The sequence below is a fragment of the Novosphingobium sp. FKTRR1 genome, from assembly GCF_020404405.1.
Classification (GTDB): Bacteria; Pseudomonadota; Alphaproteobacteria; order Sphingomonadales; family Sphingomonadaceae; genus Novosphingobium.
This window is the reverse complement of the sequence record NZ_JAIZDA010000001.1, coordinates 38,554-55,932: the sequence shown is the minus strand read 5'-3', so window position 1 is coordinate 55,932 and position 17,379 is coordinate 38,554. Positions and strand designations below refer to the sequence as shown.

Here is a 17,379-nt window from a genome sequence, read left to right as displayed (position 1 = left end):
GGACTGGCCTTTGGTTGCCCTTAGCGGAACAGCGTCTTGAGCGTGACGCCCCACGTGCGGTTGTGTCCGGGGAAGCGCACAGCGGTATTGGCATTGGTGGCCGCTGACACCCAGTAATAGGCGTTGGTCAGGTTCCGGGCCCAGGCCGAGACTTCCCAACGACCATCCAGCCGGTGCAGCGCCAGACTGGCATTGACCACGCCATAGCCCTTGAGGTTGAGCTGCGCATCATCCTCCAGCGTGTTCTTCGCGGTTCCCTGATAGCGACCGTTGACGATGGCACGCAGTCCCAGACTGTCGCTGACCGGTGAATCCCACATGACCGTGGCCGCGCCCGAGAATTTGGGGCTGAGCGGGAAGGCCGCGCCGTCATAGTCCTTGGGCTTGCCCGCCGCATCGATCCCGACATAGCCTTGCACCTCGGTCTTGAGCAGGGTGCCTGCCAGCGCGACGGTGAGGTTGCGCGTCACGGCGATGTTGACATCGCCATCAAGGCCATAGGCGCGCGACTTCGGGATAGACGCCAGGCGCAGCAGCGTGGTGTAGATCGGATCGGCGAAATAGATGCTCAACTGCTTGTCGCGATAATCGTAATAGAACCCCGTAAGGTTCAGGTTCACCTTGCGGTCGAGCAGCGCCAGCTTGGCGCCCAGTTCATAGCTGGTCAGTTGTTCCTGTCCCGCCGGGCCGTTCTGGGTTGCGATGTTGGCGGCATTCACCGGGGTCGAGCCCGACTTGTAGCCGCGCGATACCGAGGCGAACAGCAGCGCATCGGCATTGACCTGCCAGCCCAGCGCGGTGCGCCAGGCCACGTTGTGCTCGTCCGTGCGCGACCGCACGATGCCGAACGTCTTGGTCACCGGGTCGAAGGTGTTGCACTGGTTGGCGCTGATCGGCGCGGTCAGCGCACCATAGACCTGATAGAACAGCGCGCGGTTGAACAGGTTGACGTTGGGCAGCATTGACCCGTTGAGGTCGCGCGAACAACCGGCATAGTCCTGCGTGTCCTTGGTATAGCGGATGCCGGTGGTCAGCGTCAGTTGCGGCGTCAGCTTCCAGTCGGCGCTGGCAAAGGCCGAGCGCGTCTTGACCGCGAAGTCCGCCGTGTCGCGATACGTACGGAACGATGTCATCACGTCGGCGACGGTATAGCCGTTGCTGTTGAATGGCGTCCCCAGCAAGCCCAGCGCCAGAATGGAGCCCCGGATCGCGCCAACGTTGGCATTCTCGCCCAGCAGCGTCTGGTTGGTGTCGATCACCTTGTCATCGGCGTAGTACCCGCCCACGGTCCATTCCGCCGGGCCGGTCTTGCCCTGCAAGCGCAGTTCCTCCGACACCGAGCGTGCCTGTCCTTCGGCATGCTGGATCAGGATCTGGTAAGGCGCGCCGCTCCAGTCGAACACCGCGTCGCGTTTCACCTTGTTGTAGCCGGTCAACGACACCAGCGTGATGCCGGGGGTGATCTCGGCTTCGATCAGCCCGCGCAGGCCGATGAACCAGTCGTTCTCGCGCAAGGGGCCGGATACCCCGGCGCCCGCCCCGATATTGGCCGAGCGCGCCGATTGCGCGGCCCAGTCAGCGGTATCGTTGGTCCAGGTTCCCTTGTGCCCGGTGATGTAGGCGGGCAGGCCGGGCGCGTTGAACAGGCTGAACAGCGTGCCATTGGCCGGATCGGTGTTGGGCGTGAAGCCTACCGCTTGTCCCGCAATGGTGTCCGACTTGTTCTTCCAGCCGTTCACGCCGATTTCCAGCTTGAGCGTTTCGGTCGGGCGCGCGGTCACGGTCAGGCGGCCACCGTAGTTGTGGACTTCCCCCAGACGCTCGTCGCGACTTGCGCTCTTTTGCCAGCCCTTGCCGCTGTCCTCGGTGCGGAACGCCAGACGCGCGGCCACCTTTTCGCCCAGTGGCGCGTTCACAAAACCTTCGCTGTTGAAGGTCTGGTTGTTGCCACCTTCGACGGTCAGCCCCGCTTCAAGCCGGTCCTTGGGCTTGGCGGTGATGAAATCGACCAGTCCCGCGGTGGTGTTGCGGCCGTACAGTGTGCCCTGCGGCCCTTTGAGCACCTCGATGCGTTCAAGGTCGAACAACGGCCCCGAGTTCATGAACGGATAGGCGCTGGCCACTTCGTCGGTATAAGTGCCGACGGTCGAGGTGGCCGACAGGTTGATGGTGTTGAAGCCGACCCCACGCAAAGTGTAGATCGGCACGCCCTGATACCCGCGCGAGACATTGAGGCTGGGTGCCACGCTTTGCAGATCGTCGGTCGAGGTCACGCGCATCTGCTTGAGCTGCTCGCCTCCGAACGCCTGAATCGAAGCGGGAATGTCGCTCAATTGTTGGGCGCGGCGCTGTGCGGTGACGATGATCTCGGCCGGGGTTTCCGCCGGTGCAGGGCTTGCGGATTCGGCGCCCGGATCGGGTGCGGCGGCGGCGGCGGCGGCGGCCAGTGCCGGTGACGCCCACAACGGTCCGCCTAGGATCGACCCGGCAAACAGCAACGACAGGTAACGAGGGGCAATCGACATCTGGCACTCTCCCATGAACATCACAGTGTTCTTGGGGGCATTCTATCACCTGATATACGTTTATCAATCATGATAAGGAGAATCTTTTCGGGACAGCAAGACGTTGCAACAATGAAGCTTTCGGGAGAGGGGGGGCCGGAAGGTGGCTGGCGGAAAGGATGGTCGCGTCAACCCCGGTATCGCGCACTGACCAGAACCGGGTGGGATCAGCCGGTCAGGCCGCGCAGCAGGCGGAGTGCCGCAGCGCCGATCTCGTCATGACGGGCATCGTCGATCCGCTCCCAGCCCAGGAACGGCCGCGATATCGCTTCTTCGCGGGTGAAGGCCGATAGTGCCGCAAGCAGCATGACGGCGCCGATCCGATCTGGCTGAGGCGAGCCATCTTGCGCCCGCGCCATTCCCAGCAGGTCGGCCACCAGCGCTATGCCCGGTTGCCACAACTCGGCAAACAGCAGCGCAAAGCCCGGGCCCTGCTCGCTCATTTCGCGCAGCACGAAATCGGTGGAGAGGCGCTGCTCGGCGTCGGCAGTGATCGCCGAGACGAGCGCCAGCAAAATCGTTTCCAACCAGTGCCGTGCTTCTTCACGCGTGATCGCGTCGCTGTCGGCAGCGGCGCGCGCGCTCGAAACGAGTGGCAGCAGGCGGCGCCGGTACTGCTCGACGATCGCGTTCGCGCAGGCGCGGTGCAGCCCTTCCTTGTTGCCGAAGTGATAGGCGATGACCGGCAAGGTCACCCCGGCCTGCGCCGCGATCATGCGGGTGGTGGCTCCGGCAAAGCCTTCGCGCGCAAAACAGTCCATTCCTGCGGCCAGAATGCGCTCCGCCGTGGTTTCGGGCAGGAGCGTTTCGGTTGCGGGCAGGGTGCTGTCCAACTGGGTCATGCGCGGTGCCTAGCACGAACTTGCAGGCGAGCCTATCGCCTGATAGATCCTGTATATCACTTGATAGGACTCGATCATGACGCAAGCCGCCCGCGCTGAAGCAGCCCTCGACGATGCTCTGCACGATCGCGCACGCAAGGCGGCGGCGCAGGAGCGGCACATCGATTACCGCAGCCCTGCTGGCGAGCCGGCACTCGTTGCGCCCGATTCGGTGCAATGGCGCGTGTTCCGCAATCCGGTGGCCTTGGGGGTTGGCGGCGTGGCTGCGGTGCTGCTCGAATTTGCCGACGCCCGTATCCGCAGCGGGGTGTGGGAGCATTCGGTCTATCCGGTTGATCCCATCGGCCGCTCGCGCCGGACCGGCCTCGCCGCCATGGTCGGCGTCTATGGCCCGCAATCGACCGCGCGCGCGGTGATCGCCGGAGTCACCCGGATGCATGCGCGGGTCGGTGGCACGACGCCTGATGGCACGGCCTATCGCGCGCTCGATCCCGAACTGCTCGACTGGGTTCATGCAACGGCATCGTTCGGCTTCATGAAGGCCTATGACCGGTTCGTCCGCCCGCTGTCCGCAGCCGATCAGACCCGCTTCTTTGCCGAAGGTGAACCAGTTGGCGCGCTGTATGGCGTGCGCCATCCGGTGCGATCGGAGGCCGACTTCACGGCGATGATGGAGCGGCTGCTGCCTCGTTTCGAACCGCACCCGATCAATCTCGAATTTCTCGACATCATCGCCTCGGGCAAGGCGGCGCCCAATGTGCCACGTGCGCTGCACCGGGCACTGGCGCGCGGTGCGGTCGCCATTCTGCCGCCGGTGGTGCGCAAACGGCTGCAACTGGGCGGCGAGTGGAACCTTTCGCTGGCCGACCGCGCCATGCTTCGGCTTGCCGGTACGCTGGCCGACCGGGTGCATGACAAGTCCAGCCCGGCCTGGGCCGCCGCCGAACGGCTTGGCCTGCCGGGACGGTTCAGTTGGCTTGAACCGAAACAGCAACGCCGCATCCTGCTGGCGCGCGGCTGAAGAGAAGATTGGTCGGATACCGAAAACGCAAAGGGCGCCCACTTGGGGCGCCCTCGCACATCCTTGCTTGTTCAAGGAAGTTGGTCGGGGAGAGAGGATTCGAACCTCCGGCCCCTGCCTCCCGAAGACAGTGCTCTACCAGGCTGAGCTACTCCCCGACCGATCCGCCAGCCAGTCACCCGGCTGCGAGGCAGGGGCGCCCTATATGTCGGGGTCATGCAGGTGGCAAGCGGGTATGTGAAAGTTTTTACCCACAGGCTTCGTCCACAACCGCCCGCATGTGTCGGACTGGCGCAAACCCGCTGCCCGGCATAGACTGCGCGCCATGGCGGCACCGCATTACGAGCAGCAGTATCTTGACCTGATGCAGCGCATCTGGACTTCGGGCGACGAGCGGGTCGACCGCACCGGCATCGGCACCCGCGCGGTATTCGGCGCGCAACTGCGCTTTGACCTGTCCGATGGGCAGATTCCCTTGCTGACGACCAAACGGGTCTATTGGAAAACCGCCGCGCGCGAGTTCCTGTGGTTCCTCACCGGCGACACCAACATCCGCGCGTTGTGCGCGCAAGGGGTGGAGATCTGGACCGACTGGCCGCTCGACCGCTATCGCCGCGAGACCGGCGACAGGATCGAGCGTGCGGCCTTTTCGGCGCGGATCGTGGCGGACGCCGCGTTTGCCGCACAGTGGGGCGATCTTGGCCCGGTCTATGGCAAGCAGTGGGTCGACTGGCCGGTCTATGAGCCCGCAGAGGAAGCCAAGGGGCTGTTCCGCAAGCGCGCACAGGGCGTCAACCAGGTGGCCGTGGTGGTCGAGAGCCTGCGCACCAATCCCGGATCGCGCCGCCATATCGTCGAAGGCTGGAATGTGGCCGAAGTGCCCGCCATGGCGCTGCCGCCGTGCCACAAGACCTATCAGTTCCATGTCGCGGGCGACCGGCTGTCGTGCATCCTCTATCAGCGGTCGTGCGATGTCGCGCTGGGGCTGCCGTTCAACTTGTTCGGTGCCGCACTGTTCACGCGGATGCTGGCGCAGCAATGCGACCTGCAACCGGGCGAGCTGGTCTGGATGGGCGGCGATACCCACTTGTACCTGAACCATGCCGAGCTGGTGGAGGCGCAACTGGCGCGGGTTCCGCAAGGCTCGCCCCGGTTTGAGCTGGTGAACCGCCCCACGAGCATTTTCGATTATCGGATCGAGGATTTCGCGGTCAGCGGCTATGCTCCCCAGGCGCACCTGGCGGCACCGGTCGCGGTCTGAAAGGGCGATTGACTCGGAAAGTTCGGCGTAATATTATTACTCGCAGATAAAAGATTGCTTCTGGCTGGCGAGTCTCGCACAAGTGGGGTGTCCGGCCGATGCGGGAGTGTCCGATGCGGGCTTTCAGTCGATGAGTTCACCCAACTCCGCAACCGATCGGGGCAATCTGCCGCCGCTTTCGCTGCACGTGCCCGAGCCGCGCTTCCGGCCGGGTGACGCGGCGGATTATTCGCACCTGCCGATCTCGCAAGCGGGCGCGCAGGCCCGACCGGACGAGGCTTGCGCGCCTGTCGAAACGCACCCGCTGTGCCTCGATCTGATCCGCGTGCTCGATGATGAGGGCAGGGCGGTCGGCCCGTGGAACCCGGCGCTGGATGCCGAGACCCTGCGGCGGATGCTGCGCGCGATGGCGCTGACCCGCGCGTTCGACGATCGCATGTACCGCGCCCAGCGGCAGGGCAAGACCAGCTTCTACATGAAAAGCACCGGCGAGGAGGCGACGGCGGTTGCCCCGGCGATGGCCCTTGCCCCCGATGACATGGTGTTCCCGACCTATCGCCAGCAAGGCCTGCTGATCACGCGCGGCTATCCGCTGGTCGAGATGATCAACCAGATTTACTCGAACCGCGCCGACAAGCTGCTGGGGCGCCAGTTGCCGGTGATGTATTCGGCGCGCGAACAATCGTTCTTCAGCATCTCGGGCAATCTGGCCACGCAGTTCCCGCAGGCGGTGGGCTGGGCGATGGCCAGCGCGATCAAGGGCGACACCCGCATCGCGGCGGCCTGGCTGGGCGAGGGATCGAGCGCGGAAGGCGATTTCCATTCGGGGCTGACCTTTGCCGCCGTCTACAACGCGCCGGTGATCTTCAACATCGTCAACAACCAGTGGGCGATCAGCAGCTTCTCCGGGTTCGCCGGGGCCGAGCGCACCACGTTTGCCGCGCGCGCCATCGGTTATGGCATCGCCGGACTGCGGGTGGACGGCAACGATCCGCTGGCGGTCTATGCCGCATCGCGCTGGGCGGCCGACCGCGCCCGCGCCAATGGCGGGCCGACGCTGATCGAGCACTTCACCTACCGCGCCGAGGGGCACTCCACCTCGGACGACCCCGGCCAGTACCGCAGCGCGCAGGAGCGGGCCGAATGGCCACTGGGCGATCCGGTGACGCGGCTCAAGCAGCACCTCATCGCGCTTGGCGAATGGAGCGAGGACGCGCACGCGGCGATGGACCTGGAACTGGTCGAGACGGTCAAGGCCGCCGCCCGCGAAGCCGAGAAGAACGGTGTTCTGGGACAAGGGTTGCACCATCCCACGCGCACCCTGTTCGAAGGGGTGTTCGAGGAAATGCCCTGGCACTTGCGCGAACAGTCCGAGCAGGCGATCCACGAACGCCGCATCCGTTACCCCGATTGGCAGGAGTGACGCCGATGACCAGCAACTCCAGCAACTCCGGCAACTCCAGCAACTCCGGCAACTCCGGCAGCGCCGAGCCTCGGGCAACCCGCCGCATGAACATGATCGAGGCAATCAACGATGCGCTCGACATCATGCTGGCGCGCGATCCCGATGTCGTCGTGCTGGGCGAGGATGTGGGCTATTTCGGTGGCGTGTTCCGCGCCACGGCGGGCCTGCAAAAGAAGCACGGGCGGACACGGGTGTTCGATACGCCGATCTCCGAATGCGGCATCATCGGCGTGGCGGTGGGCATGGGCGCCTATGGCTTGCGCCCGGTGCCCGAAATCCAGTTCGCCGATTACATCTATCCGGGGCTTGACCAGTTGGTGTCCGAGGCGGCGCGGCTGCGCTATCGCTCGGCGGGCGAGTTCATCGCGCCGCTTACCGTGCGTTCGCCCTTCGGCGGCGGCATCTTCGGCGGGCAGACCCACAGCCAGAGCCCCGAGGCGCTGTTCACCCATGTCGCGGGCCTCAAGACCGTGATTCCCAGCACGCCGCACGATGCCAAAGGCCTGTTGATCGCCGCCATCGAGGACAACGATCCGGTCATCTTCTTCGAGCCGAAGCGCATCTACAACGGGCCGTTCGACGGCTATTACGACAAGCCGGTCGAGCCGTGGTCGCGCCATCCCGACAGCGAGGTGCCCGAGGGCCATTACCGCGTGCCGCTGGGCAAGGCGCGGATCGTGCAGGCCGGTGAGGCGCTGACCGTGCTCGCCTATGGCACGATGGTTCACGTCGCGCGCGCGGTCTGTGCCGAGAAGGGCGTCGATGCCGAAATCCTCGATTTGCGCACGCTGGTGCCGCTGGATATCGACGCGATCGAGGCTTCGGTGCGCAAGACCGGGCGCTGCCTGATCGTCCACGAAGCGACGCGCACCGGCGGCTTTGGCGCGGAGTTGAGCGCCTTGGTGCAAGAGCGCTGCTTCTATCACCTCGAAGCCCCGATCGAGCGGGTGACCGGCTTCGACACGCCTTATCCGCACAGCCTCGAATGGGCCTATTTCCCCGGCCCGGTGCGGCTTGGTGAAGCCATCGACCGCCTGATGATGCCTGCCTGATCTGGAAAGCCTGACGCCATGGGAACTTATACCTTCCGCCTGCCCGACATCGGCGAGGGCATTGCCGAGGCCGAGATCGTCGCCTGGCACGTCAAGCCCGGCGACCGCGTCGAGGAGGATGGCCGCATCGCCGACCTGATGACCGACAAGGCCACCGTCGAGATGGAAAGCCCGGTGTCGGGCATCGTCCGCGAAGTTGCCGGGGCAGAGGGTGACGTGATCGCCATTGGCAGTCCGCTCGTGGTGATCGAGACCGACGATGCGGACGAGCTTGCCGAGGAGGCCGTCTCAGCGCCTGCGCCGGCGGATGAGCCCGCAACTTCCCCGGAAGCGACGCCGCAGCCCAGCGAGGCTGTACGGGCACCTGAGAGACATGAGGCCGTCGCACTCCCTGTGGCAGCGCCTACGACCGGCTCGGTCCCCCATCGCCGCGTGCTGGCCAGCCCGGCGGTGCGCCAGCGCGCGGACGACCTCGGCATCGATCTGGCGCACGTGCGTCCGTCCGAGGAAGGGCGGGTGCGCCACGCCGATCTCGACGCGTTTCTCGCCTACAATGCGGGCGGCGGTTTCAGTGCTTCGCGTGCCACGCGCCCCGACGAGCAGGTGCGGGTCATCGGCCTGCGGCGGCGGATTGCCGAAAACATGGCGGCATCGAAGCGGCATATCCCGCACTTCTCGTACGTCGAGGAGATCGATGTGACCGCGCTGGAGGACTTGCGCGCCGATCTCAACGCCCATCGCGGCGAAAAGCCCAAGCTGACGCTGCTGCCGCTGTTGATCCGCGCGATCTGCAAGACGCTGCCCGCGTTCCCGATGCTCAATGCGCGGTATGATGATGAGGCCGGCGTCGTCACCCGGCACGGTGCGGTGCACATGGGCATCGCCGCACAGACACCCGCCGGGCTGATGGTTCCGGTGTTGCGCGATGCGCAGGCGCAGAACCTGTGGCAACTGGCGCGCGAGATCGCCCGGCTGGCCGAAGCCGCGCGCACCGGCACCGCGCGCAGTGACGAACTGTCGGGCTCGACGTTGACCATCACTTCGCTGGGACCGCTCGGCGGCATCGCCACGACGCCGGTGATCAACCGCCCCGAAGTCGCCATCATCGGCCCCAACCGCATCGTTGAGCGCCCGATGTTCGTGCCCGACGGCTTGGGCGGCGAACGGCTCGCCAAGCGCAAGCTGATGAACCTGTCGATCAGTTGCGACCACCGCGTGGTCGACGGCTGGGATGCGGCCAGCTTCGTCCAGGCCTTGCGCCGCCTGCTGGAAACGCCGGTGCTGCTGCTGGCCGATTGAGCGGGGTGGGCGGGTGACTGCGGCCCCGGCCCGCATGGACAAGTTTCGGAGGCTCGTCCTTACGGCTGCTTTCCGGCAATTTCGATCCGAACTTGCCGGTCCGGACGCGACGCCATTGCGGGCGTGAACGCCACCAAAACGCAACAGCTTCGTCGCCCCGTGCTTGACACGGGGCTTGGCTAGTTTTCCACGTCACCCCGCTGCGCGTTCGCCACCGGATACCACTGGCCCCAAAGGTCCAACCAATCGGGGTTGTCGCCTTCGATCCAAAAATCGTCCACGTGGCTTGAGCCTGCACGTTCACGATGCTGCCAAACGCGAGGTCTCAAGGAAAGCCAAGCCCCGTGTCAAGCACGGGGCGACGGGGGCTTGGAGGAGGAAATGACCGCTCCCACGACATCCCCGTCGTTCAGCTAATCACCATACCTTGGCAAAAGCTGATACTCCTTGAGCGCCAAAATTACCCACCAAGCCTACCGCACCACGCCGCGATAGGTCATCTGCCCTGCGCCCAGCGCTGCCAGTTCGCCGGGCACACGCCAGCGGACGTGGGTGACGTCTTCGGCGCGGGCGTGGCGCCACTGGCCGTCGCCAAGGTGAACGATCAGATCGGGCAGGGCGCCCCAGGTGTGGCCGCCATCGACCGAGACCTCCTGATCGTCGCGCGCGCTCGACTGGAACGAGATCGAGCGCGGCATCGGGTTGGTCACGGTGAATTCGCGGGTGCGGCTGGCCTTCCAGTTGACCACGAAGATCACCCGGTCGCCCGCGCGCAACTGGTCCGCGCGCTCCAGCACGCGAATCCTGCCGCCACCGGGGGCAGCCTCGAATCGTTCGATGAAGACATCGCTCGCCAGTTGCACAGGCTCAGCCGCCTGGGCGAACAGTGGCGCCGCCGTCCCCACGGTCGCAACCATCGTGATCACCGCCTTCTGCATCAAACCTAAGCCCCCGCGTGCCATGCCCCAAGTTGGGTAGGATGCTTATCCACAGCCGCGGCTAAAACTTGGTTAACCCGCGCTAAATGCACTACGTTACCGGGGTTTCTCGGAGCCCGGAATGCGCTGGCGCTGGTGGTGGCGCGCCCATGTGGAAACGCGCAAAAAACTTCGCTTCAATTTGTTGACAGTGCCGGTGCTCTGCCATAGAGGCGCGGCTCCCAAACGGAAGCGCGGGTGTAGCTCAGTTGGTTAGAGTGCCGGCCTGTCACGCCGGAGGTCGCGGGTTCGAGCCCCGTCACTCGCGCCATCGTTTGGAAGTCAGAGTGCCCTGTTGGTGGACGCTCCGTGGTTGCGGTCTTTTGACCGTCAGTGCGCGGGTGTAGCTCAGTTGGTTAGAGTGCCGGCCTGTCACGCCGGAGGTCGCGGGTTCGAGCCCCGTCACTCGCGCCACCAACCCAGATCGGAACAGACCGGAAGCGCAGGCCCCCTTGTGGGGCCCGTTTCCGTTTGTGGCACCGCGAAACGTTAAGCACTCACCCCCAGCGGCCGGTTTCCATCCAGATCAGATAGCGGCGCAGCGGCAGCAGCCACGCCACGCCCAGAATGACATAGATCAGCGTCTGAACCAGCACGGGCAGGGTACCCAGCACACCGCTGAGCGAGCCGACGATGGCTGCATAAGCCGTCAGCGCGGCCAGCAGGCCCAGTATCCCGATCGGCTTGCGCCATGTCGGCCGGTTGCTGTCGTGCTCGGTCATGATTGGGTGCAATCCTTCGAAACGGCGTTCAGAACGGGCCGTAAAGCCGGGTCGGGGTTACCACGGCGGCAAGCCGGTGGTCGTGTGCCTCGACGGGCAGTTCCTCGGCAAGCTGGCAATCCCATGCCAGACCGATGGCGATGGTTTGCGGATGCGCCGCCAGCCAGCGATCGTAATGGCCACCACCTTGGCCAAGCCTGCCGCCATCGGCGCTGAAACCGACCAGCGGCACGAACAGCACTTCGGGTACTTCGGGAAGCACATCGGGGCCGGCGCCTCCGGTCGGTTGCCGGGCGCCGAACGGATCGGGTTCAAGCGTGTCGCGCAAGTAAGGCGAGATCCAGCGGCGGAATTCCATCGGCGCCTCACGCCCGGCGAACCAGGGAAGGGCCAGCGTGTGCCCCGCCTCGTGGAAGAAACCGGCATAGCCCAGCGTCGGCGCCTCATCGGCGGTTGGCATGTACAGGCCGATCACCGCATCGCGCGGGATGATGTCGAGGATCGGGCCGGGCGGGCGGCGCAGCACCAGCCCACGGATGCGGGGATCGAGCGCCGCGACATGCGCCTGACGCTCGGCGCGCAAGCGCTTTCTGAGCCGGGCCTTGGCAAGCGTGGCTCCCGCATCTCCACCACCGTGCATCTGTGGCTCAAACTCCGGATTTGGTGGGGTGACGGGACCACCATGGGTCGTTAGCTCGGAAAATCCTCCGACGCCTCGACGTCAGGTGGGGACCATGTGCTTCGGGCCAAGACCCGGGCAGGGACAGCCCCCGTGGATTGCTTATAGCCTCAGGGATGTTTCATGCGGCTCGTGCCGGGCAGTACCCGTCATGGCACTATCTAGGCGTTCGCGCGCGGTTCCTCAAGATGTCCGGCAAGCTTTTCCACGCGTTCGGCCAAAGCGTTGATCCGGGCAAGCGTCGCCGCGCGCGCCTGAACGGCCTCGGCTGTGTCTTGTGGTGCGGCAACTGGCGGGGGAGGAGGCTCCTTGCGGTGTTCCTCGTGCAGTTCATCCGCCAGCATCAGTGCCGCCACCAGCAGCATCCGCACTTCTGACTGACCACTGGCCAGCCCGGCGCGCCGGGCGCGTTCGTCGATCATCCGGCCGAGCATCTCGATATGCGGCTGCTCGTCCTGATCCGCCGAAACGGTGTAGGCGCGACCGCCGATGGTCAGGTGCAGATTGGGCATCGCTTGCTCATGCTCCGTTTGCCAACGCTCAATTGACCAGCGCTCATTTCGGAAGATTGGCCAGCAGCAGGTCTAGCTGCTGCAACTCGCCGGCCACCGAGTCTTTCAGCCGACGATGGCGCGCGCGCAATTCGCGCAACTCAGCCGCTTCGGCCGCACGCGTCGCCGCCACGCCTTCAAGGTGCGCGATGGCCTGCTCGATACGGTCGAGGGCCGTGCCAAGCGCCTGTTCTGGGTTCCCTGTCGCCATGGCGCGAATCGCTACCACAACCCCGCGCCGAAGCAAACCGCCCGGCCCGCTGCCGGCGCACCCTGAAGGGCACGAATGGGGCCACGCGAATCTGGGTGTGCATTCGAATGCACAATGTTTTAAGGATGCTTGTGCAAGTGCGAACGAATGCGGCATTCGGTGGCCTTGACGGTGGGGAATGCTCTGCCCAAAGAGGCCTCGCTCCGAATCACCGGATTGCGCGCCCAAACTGGCGCTGGAAAGGTTTTTTCAGGTTATGACTCGCGACCCCACCGCGCTGGCGCCAATGGCCAACGCGATCCGTGCCCTTGCGATGGACGCGGTACAGGCGGCGAATTCGGGCCACCCGGGCATGCCGATGGGCATGGCCGACGTGGCGACCGTGCTGTGGTCGCAGTTCCTGAAGTTCGATCCTTCCGCGCCCGACTGGTCCGATCGTGACCGTTTCATCCTGTCGGCGGGCCACGGCTCGATGCTGGTTTACGCGTTGCTCAACCTGTCGGGCTATGCCTCGCCGACGATTGGCGACATCCGCAAGTTCCGCCAGTTGGACAGCGTTTGCGCCGGACACCCGGAAAACTTCCTGATCCCCGGCGTTGAATGCACCACCGGCCCGCTGGGTCAGGGTATCGCCATGGCCGTGGGCTTCGCGCTCGCCGAACGCCACCTCAACGCCCGCTTCGGTGACGATCTGGTCGATCACCACACCTGGGTGATCGCGGGTGACGGGTGCCTGATGGAAGGCATCAACCACGAAGCCGTCGGCCTTGCCGGAACGCTCGGCCTCGGTCGTCTGAACGTGCTGTGGGACGACAACAAGATCACCATCGACGGCGATACCTCGCTGTCGACGACCGAGGACGTGCTCGGTCGCTATTCCGCCAGCGGTTGGCACGTGACCTCGTGCGACGGCCACGACTTTGCCGACATCGCCCGCGCCTTGGCCGAGGCGAAGGCCGATCCGCGCCCGTCGCTGGTCGCCTGCCGCACCGTCATCGGCAAGGGCGCACCCAACAAGCAGGGCGGCCACAACGTCCACGGCTCGCCGCTGGGGGCCGACGAGATCGTCGCCGCCCGCGACTATCTGGGCTGGAGCGCCGCGCCGTTCGAAATCCCCGCCGACATCGCCGCCAACTGGCGGGCCACTGGCGAGGCGGGCAAGCAGGCGCATGCGGCATGGACCGCGCGCGCCGCAGCCAACCCCAGTGCTGCCGAACTCGCCCGCCGCATGGCTGGTGATCTGCCGTCCACCGACGCCATCGAAGCCGAATTCGCAGGCTGGCTGACCAAGTCGCAGAAGGTCGCAACCCGCAAGTCGAGCGAACTGGCGCTCGAGGTGCTGACCGCGCAGATCCCCGAACTGGTTGGCGGTTCGGCCGACCTGACCGGCTCGAACAACACCAAGACCAAGTCCACCCCGCCGCTGACCGCGCAGGACTATTCCGGCCGCTACGTCTATTACGGCATTCGCGAATTCGGCATGGCCGCGGCGATGAACGGCATGGCGCTGCACGGCGGGATCATCCCTTACGGCGGCACCTTCCTGGTGTTTTCGGACTATTGCCGCAATGCCATCCGGCTGTCGGCGCTGCAGCACGCCCGCGTGGTCTATGTGCTGACGCACGATTCGATCGGCCTTGGCGAAGATGGACCCACCCACCAGCCGATCGAGCATGTCATGAGCATGCGACTGATCCCCAACTTGCAGGTGTTCCGCCCGGCCGACGTGATCGAGACCGCCGAATGCTGGCAACTGGCGCTGGCCAGCCGCAACACCCCTTCGGTGCTGGCGCTGACCCGGCAGAACCTGCCGCAACTGCGCACTTCGGGCGAATTGCTCAGCGCCAAGGGTGCCTATCGCCTCGTTGCGGCAACCGCCGCTCGCAAGGTCGTGATTGTCGCCACCGGCTCGGAAGTAGAGATCGCGGTCGATACAGCCAAGCTGCTGGAAGCGCGGGGCATTGGCGCCGATGTCGTGTCGATGCCGTCTTGGGAACTGTTCGACGCGCAGGACGCGGCCTATCGCGCCGACGTGCTGCCCGCCGATGTGCTCAAGGTCTCGATCGAGGCAGGCGTCACCACCGGCTGGCAGAAGTACGTCGGCGACGGGCTGACCATCGGCATCGACAGCTTTGGCGCTTCGGCTCCGGCGGAAGTTCTTTACGATCATTTCGGACTTACTGCGGCAAAGATCGCGCCGCGTATTCTCGACAGGCTTGCCTGACAGACAGGGGCCACTCCACCATCCGCTTCACCTACAGGGAGGTTTGACATGGCGACCAAGGTTGCAATCAACGGTTTCGGACGCATCGGGCGCAATGTTGCACGCGCCATCCTCGAACGGCCCGATTCCGGTCTTGAACTCGTCGCCATCAACGACCTTGGCAGCGCGGAAGCCAATGCCCGCCTGTTCAAGCGCGACAGCGTGCACGGTGCCTATGCCGGTACGGTCGAAGTCGATGGCAACGATCTGATCATCGACGGCAAGCGCATCACCGTGACCGCCGAGCGCGACCCGGCCAAGTTGCCGCACGCAGCGCAAGGCATCGACATCGCGCTTGAATGCACCGGCTTCTTCACCACGCGTGCAGGCGGCCAGAAGCATCTCGACGCCGGCGCCAAGCGCGTGCTGATCTCGGCTCCGGGCAAGGAAGTCGATCTGACCGTGGTCTATGGCGTCAACCATGACAAGCTGACCGCCGATCACCTGATCGTGTCGAACGCTTCGTGCACCACCAACTGCCTCGCCCCCTTCGCCAAGGTGCTGAACGATGCCATTGGCATCGAGCGTGGCCTGATGACCACGATCCACAGCTATACCAACGACCAGAAGATCCTCGACCAGATCCACGAGGATCCGCGTCGTGCCCGTGCCGCTGCGATGAGCATGATCCCCACCACCACCGGCGCTGCCCGTGCGGTCGGCGAAGTGCTGCCCGAACTGAAGGGCAAGCTCGATGGTTCGGCGATCCGTGTGCCGACCCCGAACGTTTCGGTCGTCGACCTGACCTTCACGCCCAAGCGCGACACGACCAAGGAAGAAGTCAACGCGCTGCTCAAGGCTGCTGCCGAAGGCCCGCTCAAGGGCGTGCTGGGCTACACCAACGAGCCCCTCGTCTCGATCGACTTCAACCATGACGCGCATTCCTCGACCATCGACAGCCTGGAAACGGCCGTCATCGACGGCAAGCTGGTGCGCGTGCTGTCGTGGTACGACAACGAATGGGGCTTCTCGAACCGGATGGTCGACACCGCCGGTGTGATCGGCAGCCTGATCTGATCCCGCGCGTGCCCGTCCCCGGCCGATGGTCGGGGACGGGTGCCGTTCCGCATTTGTGGTTCGCCGTGCAGCGAGCCTTTGCCACAGGGGATCGATGACATGACCTTCAAGACGCTTGACGACATTGGCGACGTGGCTGGCAAGGCCGTGCTGGTGCGCGAAGACCTCAACGTGCCGATGGCCAACGGCGTCGTCACCGACGACACCCGGCTGCGCGCGACCGTCGCCACGCTGGCCGAGCTGGCCGACAAGGGTGCCCGCGTGTTGGTGCTGGCCCACTTCGGCCGCCCCAAGGGCGAACGCAGCGCCGAAAACTCGCTCGAACCGATCGTGCCCGCGCTTGCCGCGGCGCTGGGTCGCCCGGTCGGGTTCATCGCCGATTGCGCCGGGGCCGAGGCCGAGGCCGCCGTTGCCGCGCTGCAACCGGGCTCGATCACCGTTCTGGAAAACACCCGCTTCCACAAGGGCGAGGAAAAGAACGACCCGGCAACCGTCGCCGCCATCGCCAAGCTCGGCGATGCCTATGTCAACGATGCGTTCTCGGCTGCGCACCGCGCTCACGCTTCGACCGAAGGGTTGGCGCATGTGCTTCCCGCCTATGCCGGACGCGCGATGCAGGCCGAGCTTGAGGCACTGGAAAAGGCGCTGGGCAAACCTGAGCATCCGGTAGCGGCCGTTGTCGGCGGGGCCAAGGTTTCGACCAAGCTCGATGTGCTCAAGCACTTGGTCGGCAAAGTCGATCACCTGATCATCGGTGGCGGCATGGCCAACACGTTCCTTGCCGCGCGCGGCGTGGATGTGGGCAAGTCGCTGTGCGAGCATGACCTGACCGCAACCGCCGACGAGATTCTCGACAACGCCGACAAGGCCGGTTGCACGATCCACCTGCCGTACGACGCGCAAGTGGCCAAGGAATTCGCCGCCAACCCCGCTTCGCTGCGCATCACCAACGTGCACGAAGTCGCCCCTGACGAGATGATTCTCGACGTTGGGCCACAGGCGGTCGAAGCGCTGGCCGACGTGCTCAAGACCTGCAAGACGCTGGTATGGAACGGGCCGCTCGGCGCGTTCGAGATCGAGCCGTTCGATACCGCCACGGTGGCACTTGCGCGCACCGCAGCGGCGCTGTCGAAGGAAGGCTCGCTGATCTCGGTTGCAGGCGGGGGCGATACCGTCGCCGCGCTCAACCATGCGGGCGTTGCCGCCGACTTCTCGTATGTCTCGACTGCGGGCGGGGCCTTCCTCGAATGGATGGAAGGCAAGGAACTGCCCGGCGTGGCCGCACTCGAAGCCTGACGCAGGACGGGCTGTTTGTTTACAAAAGCGATGGGGCGGCAGGATCTGATCTTGCCGCCCCATTTGCGTTTTGATCCAGACACTTTGGGTCTGATTGGTTTGCGCAGGCAACAAATTTGCGGCACCTGCAATGTTGCGGTTGCGAAATCGACCGGTCGC

At 65.2% G+C, this 17,379-nt stretch carries 15 protein-coding genes and 3 tRNA genes; 10 read left to right on the top strand and 8 right to left on the bottom strand.

Annotation, left to right across the window (positions count from 1 at the left end):
- Window positions 1–20: 20 nt before the first annotated feature.
- Together LDN95_RS00270 and LDN95_RS00265 are read right to left on the bottom strand one after the other, a co-directional pair.
- Complete coding sequence (locus LDN95_RS00270) at window positions 21–2,525, bottom strand: TonB-dependent receptor (protein WP_226015622.1); 2,505 nt, start codon at window positions 2,523–2,525, stop codon at window positions 21–23.
- Window positions 2,526–2,731: 206 nt separating this feature from the next.
- On the bottom strand, window positions 2,732–3,406 hold the full coding sequence (locus LDN95_RS00265; RefSeq protein WP_226015621.1) for a TetR/AcrR family transcriptional regulator: 675 nt from the start codon (window positions 3,404–3,406) through the stop codon (window positions 2,732–2,734).
- Window positions 3,407–3,482: 76 nt separating this feature from the next.
- Between LDN95_RS00265 and LDN95_RS00260 the strand changes: the two genes are divergently transcribed.
- On the top strand, window positions 3,483–4,427 hold the full coding sequence (locus LDN95_RS00260; RefSeq protein ID WP_226015620.1) for an oxygenase MpaB family protein: 945 nt from the start codon (window positions 3,483–3,485) through the stop codon (window positions 4,425–4,427).
- An 81-nt stretch (window positions 4,428–4,508) separates the two neighbouring features.
- Here LDN95_RS00260 and LDN95_RS00255 read toward each other — a convergent pair.
- Window positions 4,509–4,585 (bottom strand) — tRNA-Pro (locus LDN95_RS00255).
- Between the two features lie 167 nt (window positions 4,586–4,752).
- Here LDN95_RS00255 and thyA point away from each other — a divergent pair.
- From thyA to LDN95_RS00235, 4 genes are all read left to right on the top strand, one after another.
- Window positions 4,753–5,688: a thymidylate synthase gene (gene thyA / locus LDN95_RS00250; RefSeq protein ID WP_226015619.1), complete on the top strand. Its 936-nt coding sequence runs from the start codon at window positions 4,753–4,755 to the stop codon at window positions 5,686–5,688.
- A 130-nt stretch (window positions 5,689–5,818) separates the two neighbouring features.
- Window positions 5,819–7,111: a 3-methyl-2-oxobutanoate dehydrogenase (2-methylpropanoyl-transferring) subunit alpha gene (locus tag LDN95_RS00245; RefSeq protein ID WP_226015618.1), complete on the top strand. Its 1,293-nt coding sequence runs from the start codon at window positions 5,819–5,821 to the stop codon at window positions 7,109–7,111.
- An 86-nt stretch (window positions 7,112–7,197) separates the two neighbouring features.
- On the top strand, window positions 7,198–8,205 hold the full coding sequence (locus LDN95_RS00240; RefSeq protein ID WP_226015902.1) for an alpha-ketoacid dehydrogenase subunit beta: 1,008 nt from the start codon (window positions 7,198–7,200) through the stop codon (window positions 8,203–8,205).
- Window positions 8,206–8,223: 18 nt separating this feature from the next.
- Window positions 8,224–9,504 carry a dihydrolipoamide acetyltransferase family protein gene (locus tag LDN95_RS00235; RefSeq protein WP_226015617.1) on the top strand — a complete coding sequence of 427 codons (1,281 nt, stop codon included), beginning with the start codon at window positions 8,224–8,226 and terminating at the stop codon, window positions 9,502–9,504.
- Window positions 9,505–9,977: 473 nt separating this feature from the next.
- On the opposite strand, the gene LDN95_RS00230 is transcribed toward LDN95_RS00235, so the two are convergent.
- On the bottom strand, window positions 9,978–10,421 hold the full coding sequence (locus tag LDN95_RS00230; RefSeq protein WP_226015616.1) for a hypothetical protein: 444 nt from the start codon (window positions 10,419–10,421) through the stop codon (window positions 9,978–9,980).
- A 254-nt stretch (window positions 10,422–10,675) separates the two neighbouring features.
- Between LDN95_RS00230 and LDN95_RS00225 the strand changes: the two genes are divergently transcribed.
- Both LDN95_RS00225 and LDN95_RS00220 read left to right on the top strand, forming a co-directional pair.
- Window positions 10,676–10,752, top strand: a tRNA-Asp gene (locus LDN95_RS00225).
- A gap of 66 nt (window positions 10,753–10,818) precedes the next feature.
- A tRNA-Asp gene (locus LDN95_RS00220) sits at window positions 10,819–10,895 on the top strand.
- A gap of 83 nt (window positions 10,896–10,978) precedes the next feature.
- Here LDN95_RS00220 and LDN95_RS00215 read toward each other — a convergent pair.
- The 4 genes from LDN95_RS00215 to LDN95_RS00200 form a co-directional block, all read right to left on the bottom strand.
- Window positions 10,979–11,203: a DUF2842 domain-containing protein gene (locus LDN95_RS00215; RefSeq protein ID WP_226015615.1), complete on the bottom strand. Its 225-nt coding sequence runs from the start codon at window positions 11,201–11,203 to the stop codon at window positions 10,979–10,981.
- 28 nt (window positions 11,204–11,231) lie between these two features.
- The gene (locus LDN95_RS00210; RefSeq protein WP_226015614.1) at window positions 11,232–11,843 is read right to left on the bottom strand and encodes a 5-formyltetrahydrofolate cyclo-ligase; all 612 of its coding nucleotides are present in this window, start codon (window positions 11,841–11,843) and stop codon (window positions 11,232–11,234) included.
- Between the two features lie 200 nt (window positions 11,844–12,043).
- Window positions 12,044–12,394: a cell division protein ZapA gene (locus LDN95_RS00205; RefSeq protein ID WP_226015613.1), complete on the bottom strand. Its 351-nt coding sequence runs from the start codon at window positions 12,392–12,394 to the stop codon at window positions 12,044–12,046.
- A 43-nt stretch (window positions 12,395–12,437) separates the two neighbouring features.
- Complete coding sequence (locus tag LDN95_RS00200) at window positions 12,438–12,644, bottom strand: hypothetical protein (protein ID WP_226015612.1); 207 nt, start codon at window positions 12,642–12,644, stop codon at window positions 12,438–12,440.
- A 256-nt stretch (window positions 12,645–12,900) separates the two neighbouring features.
- On the opposite strand from LDN95_RS00200, the gene tkt reads away from it, so the two are divergent.
- From tkt to pgk, 3 genes are all read left to right on the top strand, one after another.
- Window positions 12,901–14,868, top strand: coding sequence for a transketolase (tkt, locus tag LDN95_RS00195; protein WP_226015611.1), 1,968 nt, complete (start codon window positions 12,901–12,903; stop codon window positions 14,866–14,868).
- Window positions 14,869–14,916: 48 nt separating this feature from the next.
- On the top strand, window positions 14,917–15,924 hold the full coding sequence (gene gap, locus LDN95_RS00190) for a type I glyceraldehyde-3-phosphate dehydrogenase (RefSeq protein WP_226015610.1): 1,008 nt from the start codon (window positions 14,917–14,919) through the stop codon (window positions 15,922–15,924).
- A gap of 99 nt (window positions 15,925–16,023) precedes the next feature.
- A complete protein-coding gene (gene pgk / locus LDN95_RS00185; protein WP_226015609.1) occupies window positions 16,024–17,220 on the top strand; it encodes a phosphoglycerate kinase in 1,197 nt (398 codons plus the stop codon).
- Window positions 17,221–17,379 lie beyond the last annotated feature (159 nt).